At 47.4% G+C, this 22680-nt stretch carries 13 protein-coding genes; 11 read left to right on the top strand and 2 right to left on the bottom strand.

The annotated features are described in order from the left end of the window. Positions 1-335: 335 nt before the first annotated feature. Positions 336-905: a DUF502 domain-containing protein gene (locus ACOIT5_RS04385; RefSeq protein ID WP_423129250.1), complete on the top strand. Its 570-nt coding sequence runs from the start codon at positions 336-338 to the stop codon at positions 903-905. A 54-nt stretch (positions 906-959) separates the two neighbouring features. On the opposite strand, the gene ACOIT5_RS04380 is transcribed toward ACOIT5_RS04385, so the two are convergent. Beyond that, on the bottom strand, positions 960-1955 hold the full coding sequence (locus ACOIT5_RS04380; protein ID WP_423129249.1) for an aldo/keto reductase: 996 nt from the start codon (positions 1953-1955) through the stop codon (positions 960-962). A gap of 36 nt (positions 1956-1991) precedes the next feature. After that, on the bottom strand, positions 1992-2753 hold the full coding sequence (locus ACOIT5_RS04375; protein WP_423129248.1) for a GntR family transcriptional regulator: 762 nt from the start codon (positions 2751-2753) through the stop codon (positions 1992-1994). Positions 2754-2858: 105 nt separating this feature from the next. On the opposite strand from ACOIT5_RS04375, the gene ACOIT5_RS04370 reads away from it, so the two are divergent. The 10 genes from ACOIT5_RS04370 to ACOIT5_RS04325 all read left to right on the top strand — a co-directional run bounded on the left by ACOIT5_RS04370 (position 2859) and on the right by ACOIT5_RS04325 (position 22667). Beyond that, positions 2859-4094: an MFS transporter gene (locus ACOIT5_RS04370; RefSeq protein WP_423129247.1), complete on the top strand. Its 1236-nt coding sequence runs from the start codon at positions 2859-2861 to the stop codon at positions 4092-4094. Positions 4095-4166: 72 nt separating this feature from the next. Further along, on the top strand, positions 4167-5636 hold the full coding sequence (locus ACOIT5_RS04365) for an L-arabinose isomerase family protein (protein ID WP_423129246.1): 1470 nt from the start codon (positions 4167-4169) through the stop codon (positions 5634-5636). Between the two features lie 36 nt (positions 5637-5672). Next, positions 5673-8876, top strand: coding sequence for a SusC/RagA family TonB-linked outer membrane protein (locus ACOIT5_RS04360; RefSeq protein ID WP_423129245.1), 3204 nt, complete (start codon positions 5673-5675; stop codon positions 8874-8876). A 16-nt stretch (positions 8877-8892) separates the two neighbouring features. Beyond that, complete coding sequence (locus tag ACOIT5_RS04355) at positions 8893-10482, top strand: RagB/SusD family nutrient uptake outer membrane protein (protein ID WP_423129244.1); 1590 nt, start codon at positions 8893-8895, stop codon at positions 10480-10482. Between the two features lie 17 nt (positions 10483-10499). Continuing rightward, positions 10500-11402, top strand: a complete 903-nt coding sequence (locus tag ACOIT5_RS04350; RefSeq protein WP_423129243.1) for a DUF5017 domain-containing protein — start codon at positions 10500-10502, stop codon at positions 11400-11402. A 105-nt stretch (positions 11403-11507) separates the two neighbouring features. Beyond that, positions 11508-12599, top strand: coding sequence for a glycoside hydrolase family 5 protein (locus ACOIT5_RS04345; RefSeq protein ID WP_423129242.1), 1092 nt, complete (start codon positions 11508-11510; stop codon positions 12597-12599). Between the two features lie 70 nt (positions 12600-12669). Beyond that, on the top strand, positions 12670-15102 hold the full coding sequence (locus ACOIT5_RS04340; RefSeq protein WP_423129241.1) for a hypothetical protein: 2433 nt from the start codon (positions 12670-12672) through the stop codon (positions 15100-15102). Between the two features lie 259 nt (positions 15103-15361). Beyond that, positions 15362-18586 (top strand): SusC/RagA family TonB-linked outer membrane protein, encoded by a 3225-nt coding sequence (locus ACOIT5_RS04335; protein ID WP_423129240.1) that lies wholly within the window; start codon positions 15362-15364, stop codon positions 18584-18586. 12 nt (positions 18587-18598) lie between these two features. After that, on the top strand, positions 18599-19999 hold the full coding sequence (locus ACOIT5_RS04330; RefSeq protein ID WP_423129239.1) for a RagB/SusD family nutrient uptake outer membrane protein: 1401 nt from the start codon (positions 18599-18601) through the stop codon (positions 19997-19999). A gap of 112 nt (positions 20000-20111) precedes the next feature. Beyond that, positions 20112-22667 carry a hypothetical protein gene (locus tag ACOIT5_RS04325; RefSeq protein WP_423129238.1) on the top strand — a complete coding sequence of 852 codons (2556 nt, stop codon included), beginning with the start codon at positions 20112-20114 and terminating at the stop codon, positions 22665-22667. The last annotated feature ends 13 nt before the right edge of the window (positions 22668-22680 follow it).

Raw genomic sequence — 22680 nt, 5'->3', positions numbered from 1 at the left:
AAAGATACAAAAAATGGGGGAGCCCCGAAAGTCAAAAACGATGTTAACAGGGAATCTCTTTTACGCGTTATGATAAATTTTAGTCGTTTAGGCTGGCCGGAATCAAGCACTTTTTGAAAAGGAAATTGCCTGGATTTGGTTGTAAAGATCATGCGGCCAGTCGTTTAAATGAGGTTTTGGGAGATCAGCGCCATGACATCCGGATTGATCAGCCGGCCGGCGGGTCCGATCAGGTCAAATCACGAATATTTTCCCAAAAGCAATTTTCCGGTCATGCCTGTCTGCCGATATTTTGTAACTTTCCCTACGAAACACTTATCAAAATCAGAAAGCAAATGAAACAGTTATTTTCATACTTCATGAAGGGATTGGTGCTGGTAGCCCCGATTGCCATTACCGGCTACATCATCTTCTTAACCTTCGATTTCATCGACGGAATATTGCGCGATGTGTTAAAAACCTGGCTGGGGCACATCATTCCCGGGCTGGGATTGCTGATTATTGTGATGTTGCTTACCCTGCTCGGACTGATTGGTGAATACGTGGTCACCAACCCTTTTAAAAAGGTGGGCGAACGACTGCTGGAGAAAGCCCCGCTGCTTAAGGTGATTTACAGTTCGCTGGTCGATTTGTTTTCGGCTTTTGCCGGTAAAGAGAAAAAATTCAGCGAGCCGGTCATGGTCTGTATCAATAGCGAAAACAACCTGTGGAAAATCGGTTTTATTACCCAGAAAAGCCTCGATGAACTCGGCTTGCAGGGCATGGTGGCCGTGTATTTCCCGCACTCGTACAATTTTTCGGGCGAGTTGTTCATGATCGCGACTTCAGCGGTGCATAAACTGAACATGCCTCCGGCCGAGGCTATGAAGTTTGTGGTTTCGGGCGGCGTTACGCGGGTAAACTAAAGCCAGGTATGAGTCACCGTCAAATCAGCGGGTGACTCATTGTGCCCGCCGGTATTATAATTCCAGTTGAAGTTGATTCAATTCGCCGGTGATGAATGCCAGTTCTTCGTTCGATAACCGGATATCCATCGCCCGGGCATTTTGGATGGCCTGGTTGGCATCGCGCGCTCCCACCAGGGCAATGGTTATCCCGGCTTGTTCTACCGTCCAACGGATCACCAACTGACCAATGGTGGCGTGTTTTTCATCGGCCAGGGGTTTCAGCTTATCTAAAAAAGCATTGACCCGGCGAATGTTCCCGTTGGTAAAATAAGGATTCCCTGCCCGGTGGTCACCTTTGCCAAACTGATGGCCCGGTTTCATTTTTCCGGTCAGCAAGCCGCGTTCCATCGGGCTGTAGGCCAATATCGATTTCTGATTTTTAAGCGTGTAAGGCACCAACTCATGTTCAATGCCCCGTTTAACCATGCTGTACGGAACCTGATTGGATACCAGTGCGATCGATTTTCCGGCTTCCTCCATTTGTTCGGCTGTGTAGTTGCAGACCCCGGCATACCTCACTTTCCCGTCTCTGATGAGCCGGTCCACGGCCTCCATCGTTTCACCGACAGGTGTTGTCGTGTCGGGCCAGTGGATTTGGTAAAGATCAATATAGTCTGTTTTGAGACGGCGCAAACTATCCTCGCACTCTTTGATCACGCTTTCTTTTCCGGAATAACGATGCAGGTTGACCGGATCTCCCTGGTTATCGAAGCTGCTGAAATAGAAATCCCCGAGTTTGGTATCCCAGCGTAAACCATATTTGGTCAGAATCTGGACCTGGTCGCGCGGGATCCCGCGAATGGCGTCGCCCACAATTTCTTCACTGGTTCCCATCCCGTAAACAGGAGCCGTATCGATTGATGTTACCCCCAGGTCGTAAGCAGCGCGGATGGCATTCACCGATTCCCGGTGTTCGGTGCCTCCCCACATCCATCCTCCTACAGCCCACGCTCCAAACGTGACTACCGACACTTCCAACTCCGAATTTCCCAATTTGCGGTATTCCATAACGATTCTGATTTACAATGCTTGTTAACGATTTTTCTATTTGTTGGATATTAACTGGGGTTTTGTGCTGATCGTAAATTTATATTTATCGCCCCGGTACAGCGATTTCTCTATTTCGACCAGCCGTCCGTCCTGGCAAAAAATAGCGCCATCGAGGATGAAAACCGCAATCGGAATTTCATTCTCAAAATAGTTGTTGGGTTCCTGCGGGTAGATGATGGTGTTGCTTAGTGTTCGCTCCACGTTGCCTAAGGCCAGTTGATATTTTTCTTCATAAACCTTGATCAGCGATTGTTCCAGATCAACAAGGTGAATTTTCGGACAAATTGACATCGAAATATACCTGGTTTCATCCTTTAGTAATACCTCATCGGCATAACGTAAACGATGAATCTTTAAAACAGGCCCTTCCATAATATAATGGCGATTATTGATGGAAGAAGAAATACCTTCTTCGAGCGTAATTTTTTCAAGGATGATATTTTTAGGCGTAAAGCCTTCCTTAATCAGGTTGTCGCTGAAGCTTTCTTTCATAGCATGAAAGGAACCCAGAACCCGGGTTAGGTGTTTGTCTTCTGACCGATTGAGCACAAAGGTCCCTTTTCCTTTAATCCGGTTTGCCCAACCGTTGAGCTCAATTTCCAGAAGACTCTTCCTGGCGGTGGTATTACTAATGGAATACATTTTAATCAACTCATTTTCAGAAGGGATTTTATCTCCCGGCTGCAGTTCGCCCGATTCAATTTTTTGGATGATTTCCTTACTGATAGCGATGTACTTTGGAACACCTTTGTTCATGTGTTTTATAACAAGTGATAATTACAACGACAAAATAACAATATTATTTGCACAATTGAAAGGCATTTGTATTTTTGTAAAAAAAATAACTTAGTGCGTTAACTCATGACAAAAAAATATTCCACCTGGCTTCCCTGGCTTATTGTGATGATGGCTTTTTTTGCAACGGCTCTGAGCTTTCTCGACAGGCAGGTCCTTTCTATTTCGATCATCCGGATTAAAGAAGATTTTCACATCTCAGATATTGAGTATGGTTTTATCAATACCGGTTTTCTGATTAGTTATGCCATCATGTTTACCGTGGGTGGAATACTGATTGACCGTTACGGGAGCCGGATCGGGCTGGCTTATTCTGTTGGCGTCTGGTCATTGGCTACCATGCTGCATTCGTTTGCCAGCAATGCGTTTCATTTCGGATTTTATCGCTTTCTGCTGGGGGTAGGCGAAGGCGGCGCTTTCCCCGGGGCTATCAAAGCTGTTGTTGAATGGATTCCAAAGAACAAACAGGCTTTGGCAAACGGAATTGCCATTGGAGGTTCGGCGTTGGGAGCCGTTATTGCTCCTCCGCTTTGCGTATACCTGATTCAGGTCACCGGATGGAGAGGAGTATTTATTGTCACCAGCGTCATTGGCTTTATCTGGCTGGGCGGATGGTTGCTGTTCCCCAAAAGCAAGTCGGCGAATCCGTCACCCGCGAAAACGGAAGAAGAGCAAAAAACCCGGTTAAGAGTAAAGCTGGCTCAAATACTACGAATCAAAGAAGTATGGGTTTTTATCATGATCCGGTTTTTACTGGACCCCATCTTCTATTTTTACATGTTCTGGATTCCAAAATTTCTAAATGAATCGCGCGGTGCCGATCTCGGCCAAATTGGAAAATTGTTCTGGATACCGTTTTTAGCCCTGGGGCTCTCCAATATGCTGGGAGGCTGGCTGTCGGACGTGGTATTAAAGAAAACATCGAGCCTGGACAAAGCCCGGAAAAGCATCATGGGAATTGCTGCTTTGCTGACTATGGCAGCCTTATTGGTCAAGTACGTGCCTTCGATCGAGCTGATCATGGTCATTATGTCCGTTGTCTTTTTTGCTCACGGACTATGGATTACCAATTACATCACTTCCATCAGCGATATTTTCGGGAGATCAGCAACCTCTACCATCGTGGGTTTTTCAGGCTCTGCAGGTGCCATATCAGCTTTAGTTCTGAACCCGGTTATTGGTGTGATTATCACAAAATATTCTTATAACCCCATGTGGATTTATGCCGGATCGATGTATTTGGTTTGTTTTATCGGCTTCCTGGTATTCATTCCTAAATTAAAAACAATAAATCCCCAATAGACACCGAATGGATGTTGGATATTTTTATATAAAAATACTTAGTGCGTAAAGATGAATAATAAAAGCGTTGTTATGAACACATTATTAAAAGAACAAAAACTGATTAACCTGCAGAAAACTTCAGCCCGGATTGGAATATTTGGTGTTGGATATGATAAGTATTGGGACCAATTTCCCGGTTTGCTGGACGAATTAATGCACAAGCATGAAGTCATACTCCAAAAATTTTCAGATAAAGGCCCAACCATCATTGATTTCGGAATGGTTGACAACCCGGCAAAGGCTTACGCTGCGGTGAAGGAACTGGAAGCAGCCAACCTGGATATGATCTTTTGCAATATGCTTACCTACGCCACTTCCGGTACTTTTGGGATCATTATCAAAACACTCTCTGTGCCAATTATACTTGTTGCACTTCAGCCGCTAAAAGCGCTTGATTACACCAAAGCGTCAACCTACATGCAATTGGCCAACGACGATATTTGCTCGTTGCCCGAATTTTCCGGAGTCGCTGTCAGGATGGGGAAAAAAGTGCCGGATATGATCATTGGCACCTTATATGATGATCCGCAGGTTGATGTACAAATTGACGAATACTGCCGGATTTCGAGGGTGCTGCACGATCTGAAAAATGCTCAATTCGGGCATCTTGGTCATCCGATCAACGCGATGCTTGACATGCACACCGACGCCACCATGCTCACGTCGATGTTTGGCTGCCACGTGGTTGAATGCGAAGCAAACGAACTTGTCGCCTGTTACGACCGGGTTACCGAAGAGGAAATCAGATCAGCCGAAGACATGATCCTCGACTTCTTCGACACGCCGGATCCGGTATCTGACCCGATTTCTCTGAAACTTCAGGAAAGTGATTTAAGAGTGGCTGCGAAGGTGAGCGTAGCATTAAAACACTTTGTAGAAGAAAAAAAGCTCCACGGGCTTGCTTATTATTATGACGGACCTGAAAAAAGTAAGCTGAGAACAGTGATGTCGAACCTCATTGTCGGAAATTCGTTGTTAACCTCCAATGGATTCCCGATGTGCGGAGAATCTGACCTGAAAACGCTTATTGCCCTGTTATTGATGGACCGGCTCGGAATCGGAGGCAGTTTTGCCGAATTTCATCCGGTTGATTTTAAAGAAGGCTTTGTCCTGGTCGGACACGACGGGCCACACAACATCTCGATAGCCGAAGGCAAGCCGATCTTAAGAAGTTTGAAAAAGTACCACGGCAAGCCCGGGCACGGGGCAGGCGTCGAATTTAAAATCAAGGAAGGACCGATTACGATGCTTTCGATTAACTCGACTTATGACGGAAAGTTTAAGTTTGTAATTGCCGAAGGCGAATCGGTTAAAGGACCGATACCTCCCACTGGCAACACCAATACGCGCGGATTTTTCAAGCCGGATGTGCGGACTTTTTTAACCCGCTGGATTTCAGAAGGGCCAACGCATCATTTTGCTTTAGGAATCGGACATCATGCCAAAACAATCGAAAAGATAGCTGATTATCTTCATATTGAATCGGTGATTATTAAGTAAAACCAAACACATAATAAAACAACAACTCGAAATCTTATGAAAAAGAATGATTCATTGTTTGCAAAGAACCGCATCGTTAAACAGTTGTTTCTCATACTGGTATGCTTGATTTGCCTTTCAGTGGACACTGCTGCCCGAGAGGCAGTAGTTCCGACTGGTACAGACCAGCCCCGGCCGGTAAGCGGACAGGTAACCGACAGTGAAGGCAATCCTTTACCCGGGGTTACCGTGGTGGTAAAAGGAACCACGCAAGGGACCATTACCGATCCGTCAGGACGTTACTCCATCTCCATTCCTTCAGGAGACCCGGTACTGGTTTACTCATTCGTCGGAATGACGACACAGGAAATAGCTACAAAAGGAAAAACGACCATCAATGTTGCTTTAACAGAAGATGTAAAAAGTGTGGATGAAGTGGTTATTGTGGGATACGGAACCCTTCGGAAAACGGACTTAACCGGTTCTGTTGAATCGGTCAGAATGAATGAGATGCAAAAAGCGCCTGTTAAATCATTTGATGAAAGTTTGGCCGGACGTATTGCAGGGGTATCGGTTGCAGGAAACGACGGTCAGCCGGGTACAAATAACAACATCGTCATTCGCGGCGTTGGATCCATTACCGGATCAACCTCCCCCTTGTATGTTATTGACGGGGCCCCGATGGAAGATTCTTACGCGAACACCTTAAACCCGAGCGATATCGAATCGATCAATATCCTTAAAGATGCCTCTGCAACAGCGATCTATGGTGCAAGAGGAGCAAACGGAGTTGTTTTAATTACAACAAAACGCGGGATTAAAGGCGCTCCGGTTGTTACCTACAACGCGTATTACGGTTTTTCTGTTCCGCCAAAGTCAATCGACCTGATGGGAGCCTACGAGTTTGTGAAATACCAGGCCGAGCTCAATCCAACCTACGCCCAGAACGTTTATTTTATAAACGGGAAGACCCTGGAAGATTACAAAGATGCAAAAAGCATTGATTTGCAGGACCAAATGTTTCAGCGTTCGCCCATCCACAACCATGAAATCTCGGTTCGGGGAGGATCAGAAAATACCTCGTATTCTGTTTCCGGAAATATCCTCGATCAGGATGGTATTGCCATCAATTCAGGCTTTAAAAGGTACCAGGGCCGAATGACACTTGACCAGAATTTCAATAAAAAAGTGAAAGCCGGCGTCGACCTGACTTACAGCAGCGAAATTTCGCACGGTGCAATCCTCACCCAATCGTCCGATTCATACACCTATGCCAACCTCAGTCTATTGTATTCGGTATGGGGATTCAGACCGATTCTGGGCGACAACGAGAGCCTTCTGGATGAACTTTTTGACCCGGCTATGCCTGCAACCGATTTCCGGGTGAACCCGATACTGTCTGCGAAAAACGAATTCAGGCAAACCAAGGTAAATAATATGCGGGCAAACGGATACCTGGAATATAAGCTAAGCCCGTATTTAACCTTAAAATTGGCTGGTGGTATCACCAACATCATGGTCGAACGGCAAGGTTTCTTCAATTCGTTGACTACTGCCGGAAATGAGCGCAGAGATCAGAAACAAAACGGATTTATTTATTTCCGGCCGGTCACAAACTGGAACAACACCAACACGCTGACCTACAACAGAAATTTCAACAAAATTCATAACCTGAATGTTGTCGTCGGAAATGTCATACAAAAACAAAAGGATGGTAATTATGGCTTTTCGGCAATCCAGGTTCTGAACGAAGGTACCGGTGTCGACGGATTGGACGAAGCATCGGCCAACTTTGGCACATCAGGAAGTTCGCGCTGGTCGCTGGCCTCGTTTCTTGGACGTGTAAATTACAGCTACAAGTCAAAATACATTATCACCGGTTCGGCCCGGTACGACGGATCGTCGAAATTTGCACCGGGCAACCGTTGGGGATTTTTCCCATCCGGGGCGTTTGCATGGCGAATGTCTGAAGAAAGCTTCATGAAAAATATCGCTTCCTTGTCGAATGCCAAACTCCGGTTAAGCTACGGGGCAACAGGAAATAACCGAATATCTGATTTTGCATATCTTTCAACCATGTCGATCCCCCGAAACGGAGGTTATTCGTTCAACAACTCCGAACCAAACCGGGGAGCCCTGCTCGAGAATTTTGGCAATCCGCGGTTGAAATGGGAAACGACCTATCAAACGAATATCGGATACGACCTGGGGCTATTCGACAACCGGATTGATTTGTCGGCCGATCTGTACCGGAAAACCACCGAAGACGTTTTATTGAACGCCAATCTGCCGTATTCAACAGGGTTGACAACCATTTATGATGTCGCTACTGCTTACAAAAACATCGGAAAAATCAGAAACCAAGGGCTTGAGATCACCGTGAATACGGTAAATATCAGGAAGAAAAATTTTGAGTGGAGCACAAACTTCAACATCAGTTTCAACCAAAATAAGGTGATGGAATTAAATGAAGGACAAACAGCCTTGCTTCAGAATGTAAACTTTGATACCGACTTCAGGAATACCAGCCCTTACATTGCCCAGTTGGACAAACCGATCGGGCAAATGTACGGCCTGATCTGGGACGGGGTTTATCAATACGAAGATTTTGATTTGGTCCTCGGAAATTATATTCTGAAAGATCACATCACCACAAACGGGCAAGCCCGGGCCAACGTACAACCCGGCGATATCAAATACAAAGACATCAACGGCGACCTGGTGGTCAACGAAATGGACTTTACCGTGATCGGCCGGGGGTATCCGATCCACACCGGGGGCTTCAGCAATAACTTCAGGTATAAAGGTTTTGATTTGAATATATTCTTCCAATGGTCATACGGCAACGACCTGATCAATGCCAACCGGCTGTTCTTCGAAGGAAATGCCAAACGCGTGGTGGCTTTAAACCAGTTTGCCACCTACGAAAACCGCTGGACGCCCGAAAATCCAAGTAACGAACATTTTCGCACGGCCGGGAAACGCGATACCTATTATACCAGCCGCGAAGTGGAAGACGGCTCTTTCCTCCGGCTGAAAACGGTTTCGCTGGGCTACGATTTCAACCAATCGCTGGCCGAAAAGTTAAAACTGCATAGTTTGCGCGTATATGCGTCGGCTCAAAACCTGTACACCTGGACCAACTATTCAGGGCAGAATCCCGATGTATCGACAAGACATTCTGCCTTAACTCCCGGGTTTGATTTTGCGGCCTATCCGCTGGCCACAACAATCACTTTCGGTATCAAAGCTTCATTCTAATTAAACTGATCAAATTATGAAACTGAAATATTTTTTATTAGCGATTGTTATCGGCGCAGGAAGCTCTTCGTGTGAAGAATTTCTGGATACAAAACCGACCAATTTTATAGCGCCCACCTATGAAACTCTGGCAGAGCTCGAGACCGGACTGGCCGGTGTGTACGACGTTCTCGGCAGCCAGGCCATGTATGGCGACGTAATTCCTTACTGGCTGAACGTGAGCACCGATATTGAATATACCAACACCGGCCAGCTGAATACAACGGTCTATATTTATACTCCCGCCGACGTTCAGGTAACCAACTTCTGGAAAACCCTGTACCAGGGGATCTACCGGGCCAATCTGGTTCTGGCACGAGTAGACAATCCCAATTTGGATGAAACTGCCAGAAATAAGATCAAAGGACAGGCGCTGTTTCTGAGAGGATACTACTATTTCCTGTTGGCCGGCAACTATGGCGGGGTGCCTTTGTTGTTAACCGACGAACCAGACATAAACAACGTGGATGTTCCGAGAGCAAGCCTCCGTGAAGTTTATACGCAAATTGTAAACGACATGACCCAGGCCGAACCTCTGGTGGCCGAGGCAGCAAGTCTTACTGGCGGCGGCCGGATCTCGCGCTCTGCCGTTCAGGGTGTTTTGGCCCGCGTGTACCTGAGCATGGCCGGTTACCCGCTGAACGATACTGCTCAATTCGAGGAAGCAAAAAAATGGGCGGCCAAAGTCCGCGATTCCGGTATGCACGAGCTAAATCCCGATTACTCCGATATCTTCATCAACTACGCCAAAGATGAATACGACATCAAAGAAAGTATCTGGGAAGTTGAATTTTATGGCCTGTTGTCGAACGGCTCATCCGAATATACCTATTACATTGGCGCCAGAGGCGGGATTCGCAGCGCCGACACCGAAATCGGCTACAGCGGAGGTTCCGTACTAGCCACTAAATGGCTGTTCGATTTGTATGAGAAGGATGAAACAAGTACGACAACACCTCTGGCATCGCCCGATTTACGGCGGGATTGGAACATCGCTCCCTTCACCTACGTTGGAACGCCGGGCGTATTAACCCCCAACCCGGATTTATGGAGGCGGACCATGGGAAAATGGAGACGGGAATATGAGGTTCAAACTCCGAAAGACCGGGTTGTTTCTCCCCAAAACTTTCCAATTCTGAGGTATTCGGATATCCTACTGATGATTGCCGAAGCAGAGAATGCAATGCACGACGGCCCGACTGCCGAAGCGTACGAGGCCATCAATGAAGTCAGGAGACGAGCCTACGGCTTAAAACTTCCCAATCCTCCCGCCCCGGATGTGATTGCCGATTTACCGGAAGGTTTATCGAAAGATGAATTTTTTCAGGAAATTATCAATGAACGGGCACGGGAATTTTGTTTTGAGGCCGTGAGACGACCTGATTATATCCGTTGGGGAAGCTTTGTTACCCGAATGAAAGAATATAAGGACTGGGCCTTGGCAAACGGAGCGGTAGCCGGGCATGTTTTGGCGCAAACCAATATCTCCGACCGGAACTTGTTGTTGCCTATTCCCACCTATGAATTGTCGCTCAATAAAGCAATGACACAGAACCCAGGTTATTAACTGTTAAAACAAGAATGATGAAACGATATTTAAGCTTACTGTTATTCGCTATTTCTTTAGCTTCTTGTGAAGACCTGATTGAAGTAGACTCCCCTGATTTTGATGTTCAGGTAGAAAAGCTGACCTACCAGGTTGGCGATACCGTCAGGTTCCGGTTTTCAGGGAATGCCGGAAACATCACTTTTTACTCAGGATTGCCTGGTTCCGACTATAATTTTCGTCACCGGACTGCCCTGGAAGGAGGTATTCCTCAAATAGATGTCACTACCCAGTACGGAGGTGGCGGAACTCAAATCCATTCGTTGAGGTTAATGGTTTCCAACGATGTGACCACCATGAGCAAGGAGGGCATTTTGGCAGCTACCTGGACCGACATTACCGATCGCGGAGCAATAGCTCCCAATACTACAGTGACGCCATCAGGAATAATGGATGTATCTGACCTGGTTAATCCTGAAAAACCTTTTTTCTTCGCCTTCAAATTTGTGGGGCAAACTGATCCGGATAAAGCAGCAGGCAACTGGATTGTGCATGCGTTCAATGCAAAAACATTGGTACCCGATGGTCTCGCCATTCCGGTAGCAAACCTGCAAAATGCAGGCTGGCAGCCTTTCAGTATCCTGAACGATGCCAATGCCTGGTATTCGAGAGGTACGCCCATTGTTGACCTGGTCATTATCGGCGGCGGGAAAAATGCCCCCGAAAGTGAAGACTGGTATGTAACCAAACCTTTGTTTTTCACCAAAGTATCGCCCGACACCGGTACCCCGATTCAAAACATCGGGAGCAATGCGCTGGATGCTTACCAGTTTATTTATAACCAGGCAGGAACATTTACCGTTACTTTCCTGGTATCCAATAACTCGGTTGACCAACACAAAGAAAAGGTCATCCAATTTGAACTGACGGTTACGGAATAGTCTCTTCAGAAATGGGGGTAAAGGCTATTCAGGAATATCAACTGAGCGCCTTTGCTTCCAGACTTAGGTTTTTGGATAATTATTTTATTTATAATTCAGAACAACATGACGATGATAAAATATTTCAGATATTTCGTTTATATACTCCTCCTCGCATCCTGTTCCAAGGGGAACGATATTCCGGATGTGGAAGAACCGGACCCTGATCCTGTTCCCGACCCGGTGGTTGTAACCGAAAATTTTGGTGTGAATCTTTCCGGGGGGGAGTTTGGCGGAGTCTATCCGGGCGTTGATGGGACACATTATGGGTACCCCGGCTCAAAAGACCTCGATTACTTCAAATCGAAGGGACTGATCCTGATTCGTTTTCCATTCAGGTGGGAACGTATTCAGCACGAACTGAACGGGGATTTGTATTCGGTCGATCTGGGCAAAATGAAAACATTTGTTAAGGCGGCTGAAGACCGTGAAATGCCGGTTATCCTGGATATGCACAATTTTGCCCGCCGCTCGTTCGATGGCGGAGCGACTTCAGTGGTGATTGACGCGGGTCCCGAACTGACCCGGGAACATTTGGCCGATGCCTGGATGAAGCTGGCCAATGAGTTTAAGTCGTACAAAAACATCTGGGGATACGATATCATGAATGAACCCTATTCCATGCCTTCATCAACGGCCTGGTTTACAATTGCCCAAGCCGTTATCGACAAAATCAGGCTTGTTGATACCCAAACCCCGATTATCATCAGCGGCGACCGATTCAGTTCTGCGCTTCACTGGGTTCAGTTCAGTGATAACCTGCGTAACCTGAACGATCCTTCGAACAACCTGATTTTCCAGGCGCATATTTATTTCGATAAAAACATATCGGGAGCGTATGCCGGCACTTACGACGAAGAACAGGCCACACCCGACACGGGGGTAACACGAATTATGCCCTTTGTGGAATGGCTTAAAAAATACAATAAGCGCGGATTGATCGGAGAGTACGGTGTGCCTGATAACGATCCGCGGTGGCTGGTGGTGCTTGAAAATATGCTGATCTACATGCGCGATAACGGTGTGCCGGGAACATACTGGTCGGCGGGTCCCCGTTGGGGAACCTATAAGCTGGCCGTACAACCAACCAACAATTATACAACAGACCGGCCTCAAATGGAGGTGCTTGAAAAATATACACAAACAAATCCAAAGTAGAAATAAATCATTCCGGAGGATCGCTTTCTGACGGTCCTGTTTAAACGGTTGATTTTTAAGTGAGAGAGATATGTTTCAATTTAAGAGACCAATTCAGATCTTCATTCTGTCTGCGCTGATTTTATCGTCAAACGCGGGACGGGCCATCGGAGTGAATCGTGGTGGAATAACCCATCCGGATCAATTTACCGGCATTCCAAAACATAAAAAGCTAACAGAAAGGGAGGCTTCATATCACCTGGTAACCACGGTGAATGCCGCTGTCGTAGAACCTGTTGCCGAAACGGGAGGAACATCCGTGATTACCGGAACAACAGGCACATACCGCGAAGCAGGAGCGGGGATTCGCAACCGTTTTGCACTCGATTTCGAAGTCGACCGGATCGACGTTCCGCATCTGGCCGTGATCACTTATCCCGACGATAAACCGAGGACCATGGAGATCATGCTTCAGCATTTTACAAAACACCTCGATTTTCAGTCGCATACCGGTGTGATGACCGGCGAAGAATACCCGCTGTCGGACGGGATGAAGGAATTTCGGATCGTTTTCTGGCCAAAGGCCAGGCGGCAGGCTTTCATTTTTATGACGGCCGAAGACAACTATCCGGCTGCTGTTAGCGAGATCAAGATCTTTGAAATCAGGGAATTTGGCATTCCTTCCGATAGAAATTACTTCTCCGGAAGCGTACCCGCCCGCAGCGCCGGACTTTTTTATGAAGACCCTGTCCTGTTTCACAGCTTTGGTACCGGTCGCGATAAGAAAGGTTTTACAGAGGCGACCGACCGGATGATCACCTATTTGAGGTCACTCGGACAGACAACCTTTGACTATCCGCTGGTGTGGTATGCCGGCCCCTTATATGGGTCGAATGTCGAGCCCTATGATCCCGTTGCGGAGGACGCGCTTGGCGGCAAACGTCCGCATCCGGAAGATTATCCACGCTATTTGTTAAAAAGGCTTGCTGAACAGGACATGAAATTTACTGCCGGACTGCATATTCATACCCTTCCCAGCCTGAATAAAAACCCGCTGGCCGACACGGCCAGGATCAATTCTGGCGAAGAAACCATCATCAACATCAATAAAGAAGGAGAACTGTGGTTTGGACACTGGCACGGCGCCGATCCGAATTTTAATGCCGCCGACCCCCGGGTGATGTCTGCCGTGAATGCACTGGTAACGGAGATCTGTGACAAATACGCCGAAGAACCGGCTTTCGATGGAATTTCACTGGTCATTTCCCGGCCGAAACTGTTTTCATTTGGCTCGCTGGCTTCAGGATACAATGATATAAACCTGCAACGTTTCCAGAAAGAGTCCGGCATCGAAATTCCGGGTTACACGCCAGGCAAGCCCGACCGCTTTAAGAAGAGCTATGACTGGCTGATGAGCAGTCCTGAAACAAAAAAAGCATGGATCGACTGGCGTTGCCAGGTCCTTTACAAACATTATTCGCAAATGGCCCTGACCATTGCCTCGCATCGTCCCGATTTGAAACTCAACCTGAACATCTTTGTTCACTTGACCCAAAATGATCGTCTGGCTGACTATTTGAATGAGTCGCCGGTGGAAGCCATGCGCGAAATGGGATTTGATCCGGAGCTTTACCGGGACGAACCCAATATTGTTGTCACTCCTACGCTTGTTCCTGCCGACCTGAGGTGGGCCCGGTCACACTATACGCCTGTAGCGACCAATGCCAACCGGACGGTGTTTACTGCTCCCGAAGTGGTTTCGTCCATGAACGATTTGCCACGGGTTGGAGTAACGATCCACGACCGCTATTTTGAAGATGCCATTGGCCGCGAAGAACCGCTGGAGGGGCTAAAAAACTTAGGGGTTGATGAGATGGTATGGAGGGCTTCCACGTTAAACCCAGCGGGTTTTCACAGCCTCGAACCCTATGTTTTTGCCCTTAATTACCTCGATGCTGCCAGCATCATCAAGGGAGGTTATGTGATCGGCAGCTTCGGTATGGACGATGAACTCACCGCGTTTAGCCAGGCTTTTCAGTCTTTACCGGCTGTGAAATTTGACGATGTTCCAAACATGTCCGATCCGGTCCGGGTGCGACAAAAAGTAGTGGATGGGAAAATGTATTTCTACGTACTAAATTGCCTGCCGAAACCAGTCACATTCAACATCAAATTAAACAACGCTTCTGATGTGACCGATCTCGTTGAAAACAAAAAGCTCAGTAAGATCCGTTCACTTTCTCTGCAACTTGCCCCGTATGATCTGCGCGTTTTTGAATCGCCGTCAACCGGTTTAAGTTTCACCGGAAGCGATTTTAAGCCGGACGAAGATTGGCTGAAACAGCTTCGCCGCCAACTTGACAGTTTGGAAAAGCTGGCTGGACTGAAGAGTACGGAAACCGAAAAATACAAACCCTACCTGGACCAGGCCCGGGCATGCTGGAATAAAAAACACTATGCCCGTTTATACTTCCTGTTACAGGATGGTTGGACAAAAGAACTAAAGACCCTTATCAGTGATTAGCGGGGCGCTTTGTAAGTTATCTGTAAACTACTGAATACCAATTATCAGCCTCCTGCGGGACAGAGACTGATAAAAACTCTCTAATAATCATAAAAACCATAAACTAACCCACCGGCATTGTAAATGTGAAATAAAGCAGTATGTTAACGAGCAATTTTATGTGAACTAATGCTTTACGCGTTAAGAATATAATTAACAGCTCTAACATATACCTGATTTATTCGCCGGAAAATTGATTTAACATGTAAAACTAATTTCTATGAAGAACACGGAATTTTGGCTTGGAAGAAATCGCAGATTCGAGAAGCTTTTCCTCTTGCTTATTTTCGCAATTTGCTTTTTCGTTGGCGCTAAAGCCCAATCAACAGCAGAACAGAGGTCGTCGGACCAGGTCCGGCTTATTAAAGGACAAATTTTTGACAGCGCGGGCAATTCTTTGCCTGGTGTTACTGTAGTGATTAAAGGAACCAACCTGGGAACCATTACCGATATTAATGGTAATTATTCTTTGTCAAATGTCGCCGACGGTGCAACCCTGTTATTTTCTTTTGTTGGCATGAAAAGCCAGGAAATAGTTGTTTCCGGTCAAACGGTCATCAACATTACATTGAAAGAAGAAACTGTCGGGCTGGAAGAAATTGTGGCCGTGGGTTACGGGTCGCAACGCAGAAAAGACCTGACCGGTTCAATCGCACGGGTAAAGGGAGATGATATGATCCAACCTTCAACCGGAAGTTTTGATCAGATGCTGCAAGGGAAGGTCGCCGGGGTACACATCAGCCAAACTTCGGGCGCTCCGGGCGGAAACGTCAATGTGCTGGTGCGTGGAGTCAGCTCAATTACAGGCGGAAACCAGCCTTTGTATGTTGTCGACGGATTTCCCGTCGGGACGGGTGGCGGAGGTTCAGACATGTCCAATTTCGGCGGAGCCAACTTTACCTCGGCGGGCATGGCGAACAATACCCAGAACCGGATCAACCCGCTGAGTTCGATCAATCCGGCCGATATTGAGTCAATCGAAATTCTGAAAGATGCTTCGGCAACAGCCATTTATGGTTCGCGCGGGGCCAACGGCGTCATCATTATCACCACAAAACGCGGTGCAATCGGCAAGTCGCAAATCAATGTTGATGTTTCGTATGGAGTCCAGGAAGTTGGCCATAAACTGGATATGATGAACTCGCGGCAGTATGCCGAATTTGTGGCCGAAGGTCGCGACAATGCCCGTATTTATGCCGGTGGTTTGGCCAGCGATCCCAACGAGGTCAGAGCGGGTGGTCACCGCGTACCGCCTGCATTCCGGAATCCGGCCTCCATAACTACCGACACCGACTGGCAGGATGTCATTTTCCGTATCGCACCGGTTCAAAACTACCAGGTGTCGTCGACCTCCGGAAATGAGAAAAACAGGTTTTTCATCTCAGCCGGTTATTTCAACCAGCAGGGAATTGTGCTCACATCCGATTATGAGCGGTTTAACTTAAGAACAAATGTTGACGCCCAACTTACTGACCGGCTAAAATTAGGCACGTCTATCTCCGGATCATATGGCTACGGAAGATTTCCGAATACCGAAGGACACTATGGGACCGGTGGAATTTTGAGCATGGCCTTAGCTGCCTCCCCGACCATTCCTTCTCATCACGAAGACGGAAGTTATTATTTTAACCAGGAAGATGTTGATTACGGTTTGGGGTGGCTCTCCAACCCCCTCGCTGTTCTCAATGGTTATTTCGATAACCGCAAGGTGGCCGATATTCTGGCGAACAGTTTTCTCGAATACCGGATCATCGACGGCTTGACCTTTAAAACCTCGGTGGGCATCAAATACGGAACAAACGTCATTAAACTTTGGAGATCTTCCGAAGTTCCCTTATACGGCAACCGGAACTACGAAGCAACAGCAGCCGTCATCAAATCGGAATCGCTTAATTGGCTAAATGAAAATACCCTGAACTTTAAACGAAATTTTGGCGGTAAACACCAGGTGGATGCGTTGGTGGGATTTACAGCGCAAAAAGACAGCTATGACCAGTTATCGGCCGGGGCAGCCAGTTTTCCCACCGAATATGTGACCTATCTCTCGGAAGGAATTGTCAATACCGGCAGCCATTTTGTTTCCGAGTGGTCCATGCTGTCGCTAATGTCCAGAATCAATTATTCCTACGACAGTAAATACCTGTTTACGGCAACGATCCGCCGAGACGGCAGTTCCCGTTTTGGGGTTAATAACAAATGGGGCAATTTCCCTTCTTTTTCGGTCGGTTATAATGTTTCGGAAGAACCTTTCATGCAATCGCTCACCTTTGTTGATAACCTGAAATTAAGAGCCAGTTACGGGCTTTCGGGAAACAACCAGATCGGAAACTATACCCATATCGGCTTACTTTCAACCTTAGGTTATGTCGAAAATAACACGAAACGCCTTGGACTGGTACCCAGCAGCTTATCCAACGACGATTTAACCTGGGAAAAATCGAAACAGGTGAACATGGGGATTGACCTGAGCCTTTTTAAAGAACGGATCGCGTTGACGGCCGATATTTACCGGGATCGTAAAACGAACCTGTTGCTTGCCGTTAACCTGCCGGCCGCTTCCGGTTTTGGTTCTTCAACCCAAAATATTGGCGATATCGAAAATAAGGGGATTGAAATCGGACTGCAAACAATCAACCTGAACTTACGCAAATTTAACTGGACCAGCAGCGCTACCTTCAGCGCCAATAAAAATAAGGTCCTGAAACTGACCAATGCCTCCGAAAGGATGGTCAACTCGGCGTATCAGGTTACGCAGGTCGGGTATCCGGTTTCCAGCTTTTACCTGATGAATGCAATCGGGATCTTCCAAACGGAAGAAGAAGTGCAAAACAGTCCGGTTCAGCATCCCCGGGTACAGCCCGGCGACCTGAAATTTGAAGACGTCACCAAAGATGATAAAATCAATGCCGATGATAAAAAAATCGTCGGCGATCCATGGCCCGACTTCACCTGGGGTTTCACCAACAAATTCAGCTACGGCAACCTGGCTTTAAGTGTGACGTTAAACGGTTCGCACGGAGCATATACCTATTTCCAGGCCGGCGAAATTATTCTTAACTCGGCCGGTGTGCAAAACCAACTCGCCCTGGCCGACCGCAGGTGGAAATCGGAACAAAACCCGGGCGATGGTTTTATGCCGCGCGCTATCCGAAGCAATCATGCCTTTGGATTCAGTTCCACATCGCACTTCCTGTTTGATTCGTCGTTTACCCGGATTAAAAACGTGAACCTTTCTTACAAACTTCCGAAACAGGTGGTTTCCAGGTTATCGCTGGGCAGCGCCTCGGTGTATGTTGATGTCAGTAACCTGTACACCTTCACGGATTATCCCGGTTATGATCCCGAGTCAAGCACATCGGGAGACAATGTGGTTAATGCCGGCATCGACCACCTGACTTACCCGCTTCCGCGAACTTATACGTTTGGTGTTCAATTAACTTTTTAAATCAGTAAGACCATGAATAAGTACCTTATAATTGTATTTGTACTCGCCCTGGTATCGTGTAAAGATTTTCTGGTCCTGGAACCGGAGAACCAGATCAGCGAAAACATTTTCTACAAAACCGAAGCTGATTTTGAAACAGCAATGTTCGGGATGTATGGCGAACTGCAAACACTCCACGATATTTCGAATTTATTCCTGACCGAAGTAACCACCGACAACATGAGGATTACCAATCAGTTGTCGAATCCGTCGACCGACCGGATTGAGTGTGACGAGGTCAATCTGACTTCAACCAATGGCTTTGTCAATACCATATGGGGCTCCTGCTTTAAAACCATCGCCCGGAGCAACAATATCCTGTCCCGCATTGATGAGGCTGATTTTGAGGAAAGTAAAAAGAACCAATACAAAGGCGAATCGCTGTTTCTGAGAGCCTATGCCTATTTTTATCTTGTACGCCTGTTTGGCGAGGTTCCTCTTGTCGAGGTGGCGTTTCGCAGTCCCGACGAAGTGGCCGGATACGACATGAGCCGGAAACCGGTGTCAGAAGTTTACAAATTGATTCTGGATGATTTGCAGGAATCGGCTGGTTTACTGAATACCGGAGCGGGTTTAAGCAAATCGCGCGCTTCGCTGGGCGCGGTCAAAACCCTTCAGGGGAAAGTTTATCTGACCCAAAAAGAGTACGTCCTGGCAGCTACGGCTTTACTGGAAGTTCAGCAGATGAACCGGTACACGCTGGCAGATGATTACGGCCAGTTATTTTCGGTGGGCAACGACGAACTGTCAGAGTCAATCTTCGAAATCAAATACCTGACCGGGAATGTGGGTGAAGGAAATTCGCTGACCACCAACTTCTCGTACGGCCACACGATCGTCCCCACTTCGGATATGATCCAGGTCTATGAAGCCGACGACCGGAGGAAAGACGCTTCGCTGGCTGATTCACTGCTGGCTGCCGACGGCAATTACGCTACTTACGAGGAAAAATATATCCGTAAGTTTTACGATCCGACTGCCGAGCTTCAGTTCGACGGCGGAATCAATGTCCTGCCGCTTCGCTATGCCGATGTTTTGCTGATGTATGCCGAAGCCCTGAATGAAACCGAAAAAACCACCGAAGCCCATGACTTCCTCAACATGGTACGTAACCGTGCCGGACTCGGCTCTTTAAGCGGACTGAGTAAACCGGAGTTTGCCCTCGCCCTTGAACGCGAGCGGCGTGTTGAGTTTTTAATTGAAGGACATCGTTGGTTCGACCTGGTCAGAACCGGCAGGGCGCAGGAAATTATTAACAACTATTACATCAGCCTGGGATTAAGTTTCCGCGTTGAAGACTACGAACTTTTAATGCCAATTCCTCAAAGTGAAAGAGATATTGATCCAAACCTGACGCAAAACACAGGTTATTAATTAAATTAGAGCTGTCCTGAAAGTCATTCAACCAGAGGGAAAAATTCTGAAATAAATTCAGAATGACGCGGTTGGTTTTTATGACACAGGGACAGCTCTAAAAAACGTTTCAATGATGATGATAATAAAACGATTAAAGTTATGTTGGTATGTTTTGTTCCTGTTTCTGCTAAGCTGCCAGACCGGAACGGAAAAAAATCATACTGTGTCCCTGATTGATTCTTCGTTAAAAGGCCAGTCATTCCACAACATTACCCTGGAAGCTTCCTTAAAGCCTTTCAAAGAAAAGAGTGAACCTTATTACCGGAAAGTGGCCGCCGAAATGTTTATGCAATGGCATTCGTTGCTGCGCCATGCCGACACCATCTCAGTCATGTTGTGGACCAGCGACGGCTCTGAAATTCTGAACTACTCAGGAAAACCGGATCAACCCTTGGAATGGGCAAAATACATCGGCAATCCCAACACCGAACATGAAATCGGTTCAGGGCCCCAAGAACTTTCATTGCACGAAAGGGCCTATTTGTATCTTGAAAATCCGCCGGACTTCACCTACAAAGACCTGAAAATCATTGTCAGCATCCTGAAAGAAACCGGCGAATCGATTACCGGGAAACCGGTGCGGATCGGAGCGACTTTTGACCCGGGGCCCGAATTTGCCAAATCGCCGTTCAAATACGAAAAACACCCGGAAATACTGGAAGGAAGCGCCATGGGTGAGAAATCTTTTGTATTCAGCTATGCCACCCTGAACGCCGATGATGAGTCGTATGCCGGTTACCCCGACGGTATTCCGGCAAACACGCCTTTTGGAACCTTTTTTGGCCGGCAAAGTCAACATTTTCTCACCGATCTGGGCTTTGATTATATTTGGTTCAGCAACGGTTTTGGTTTTGGCATGGAACCCTGGTCATCCACCGGAACCATTTTTACCGGAACCGGTTTTGACGCGGAAAAGCTGCCGGATACGAGAGAAAAGATCATCAATTTTTGGAACCTGTTCCGGGCTGAATGTCCCGACTTCCGGATTGAAACCCGGGGAACCAACCTGTCTGCCGGAATCGACCTGGCTAAAGACGGCGTTGATTTAAAAGCCATTTACAATGGCGGCTTTAACATCCTTCCTCCGCCCAATTCGCCCTGGGCTGCCCTCGACGGCGACTTCGGACTCGAAATGGTTGGTTACATGTCGCGCATCTCTGAACTGCCCGACGACCGGTACATCTTCCGCTATTACACGCACGATCCCTGGTGGTTGAACAGCCCCTGGCTCGACCGTTACGGACGCGAACCACACGATATTTATCTGCCGATGGCTGTGTCGCGTATCAACGAAAAAGGCGAAATCACCCTGCCAACCCATCTGAATTTCCTGACGATTGATGATTCATTTGGCAACATGCCCACTCAGGTACCCGACGAGGTGATTCCGCACATTCTGAAAGCCCGGTATGATTCGCCAACCGCACCGGGCCCGTTGGTTTGGGTTTACCCCTTTGACGAATACCATGCGTGGGTGCACAACCAGCAGGAGCGTTTGCCGGAAATTTATTACGGCGACTGGTATATCCGTCAGGCCATCAACAACGGCTTGCCGCTGAATACGGTTATTTCGACCGGCAATTTTGGAAAAGCCCTTTCCGAAAAGCCCGGGCTGTTTAATCAATCTGTGCTGCTTTCGATTGTCCCCGATGCCGGCTCAGCCTACGAAAAAGAACTGATCAGCTTTATTCAGCAAGGCGGGCAAGCTGTCATTTATGGTCCGGCCGATTATGCCGGCGAGGAATTTTTAGCCATGCTTAATCTTGAAAATGTGTCGCCTTTGTCGGGTGAACTGACGATTTCAAGAAACTACCGGTTGGATGCGCTGCAACAGGCCGATCCTGCAGTCATCAGGCACGAGGCGCTTTTTTCGGGAGGAGGGCTCCGTTCAACCGTGAAAAACAAGCAGGATGCGTCCACCAAGTTACTTGCCCAGGCCAAACAAGCATCAGCAGCCCGCGACATGGCCTGGATCCGGTCTCATCTCGACTGGTCGGGCGGAAAAATTGCCTATGTGAGGGGTACCAATTCTTCTCATTTTACAGGAAAACGTTTACTTGAACCCGACGATCCGACCCGCTACTTTACCAGCCCGAATTATCTGCGGTATGTACTAAGCGAACTTGGATTCAGCTATGCCACCGACAAAAACAGTCCGGCGGTAAAAAGCCCGGTGTTAAGTATTTCGAGAAGTAACAACGGCTATTTCTTTGCCGGTTACGTTCCCAACACCACCGTAAAACATCGTTTTAAACTGGCGCCCGGCGCTCCCGTTTTGCTGGGTTACGATACCGGGCTGGAAAATGGCCATTCTGTCTATCACTTTCCGACCTCGTGGAACCGGGAATGCCGCGTTTTTGTAGAACAGGTCAACGGCGTGGTATCCTGTAAAGAAATGCACTCGGGCGAACTCGGCATCAGCCGGCGGCTACAGGTTTCGGGACTGGAAAACGCCACCGTTCGTATTTTCCCAGATGACGGAATTAGCGAAGATCAGATTCACTTTTACCTGAATGCCGGTTATCCCTGGAAAAAAGGACAGCTCGATTTTCAGAAAGGTGAAGAAGCATTTGGCAACAACTACAAAGTGGAAGGCGTAAGCGGAACCTTAGTGGTATCATGGTAACAATTGGTATAAA

The sequence above is a fragment of the Gaoshiqia hydrogeniformans genome, assembly GCF_049347105.1.
Classification (GTDB): Bacteria; Bacteroidota; Bacteroidia; order Bacteroidales; family Prolixibacteraceae; genus Gaoshiqia; species Gaoshiqia hydrogeniformans.
The sequence above is the reverse complement of the archived record's forward strand: the minus strand, read 5'-3'. Positions and strand labels throughout refer to the sequence as shown.

Excerpts from the sequence above, each read along its gene's own strand:
- ACOIT5_RS04330 (WP_423129239.1), top strand. The coding sequence starts at position 18,599 with ATGAATAAGTACCTTATAATTGTATTTGTACTCGCCCTGGTATCGTGT.
- ACOIT5_RS04380 (WP_423129249.1), bottom strand. The coding sequence starts at position 1,955 with ATGGAATACCGCAAATTGGGAAATTCGGAGTTGGAAGTGTCGGTAGTC.
- ACOIT5_RS04335 (WP_423129240.1), top strand. The coding sequence starts at position 15,362 with ATGAAGAACACGGAATTTTGGCTTGGAAGAAATCGCAGATTCGAGAAG.
- ACOIT5_RS04365 (WP_423129246.1), top strand. The coding sequence starts at position 4,167 with ATGAACACATTATTAAAAGAACAAAAACTGATTAACCTGCAGAAAACT.
- ACOIT5_RS04375 (WP_423129248.1), bottom strand. The coding sequence starts at position 2,753 with ATGAACAAAGGTGTTCCAAAGTACATCGCTATCAGTAAGGAAATCATC.
- ACOIT5_RS04340 (WP_423129241.1), top strand. The coding sequence starts at position 12,670 with ATGTTTCAATTTAAGAGACCAATTCAGATCTTCATTCTGTCTGCGCTG.
- ACOIT5_RS04345 (WP_423129242.1), top strand. The coding sequence starts at position 11,508 with ATGACGATGATAAAATATTTCAGATATTTCGTTTATATACTCCTCCTC.
- ACOIT5_RS04370 (WP_423129247.1), top strand. The coding sequence starts at position 2,859 with ATGACAAAAAAATATTCCACCTGGCTTCCCTGGCTTATTGTGATGATG.
- ACOIT5_RS04360 (WP_423129245.1), top strand. The coding sequence starts at position 5,673 with ATGAAAAAGAATGATTCATTGTTTGCAAAGAACCGCATCGTTAAACAG.
- ACOIT5_RS04385 (WP_423129250.1), top strand. The coding sequence starts at position 336 with ATGAAACAGTTATTTTCATACTTCATGAAGGGATTGGTGCTGGTAGCC.
- ACOIT5_RS04325 (WP_423129238.1), top strand. The coding sequence starts at position 20,112 with ATGATGATGATAATAAAACGATTAAAGTTATGTTGGTATGTTTTGTTC.
- ACOIT5_RS04355 (WP_423129244.1), top strand. The coding sequence starts at position 8,893 with ATGAAACTGAAATATTTTTTATTAGCGATTGTTATCGGCGCAGGAAGC.
- ACOIT5_RS04350 (WP_423129243.1), top strand. The coding sequence starts at position 10,500 with ATGAAACGATATTTAAGCTTACTGTTATTCGCTATTTCTTTAGCTTCT.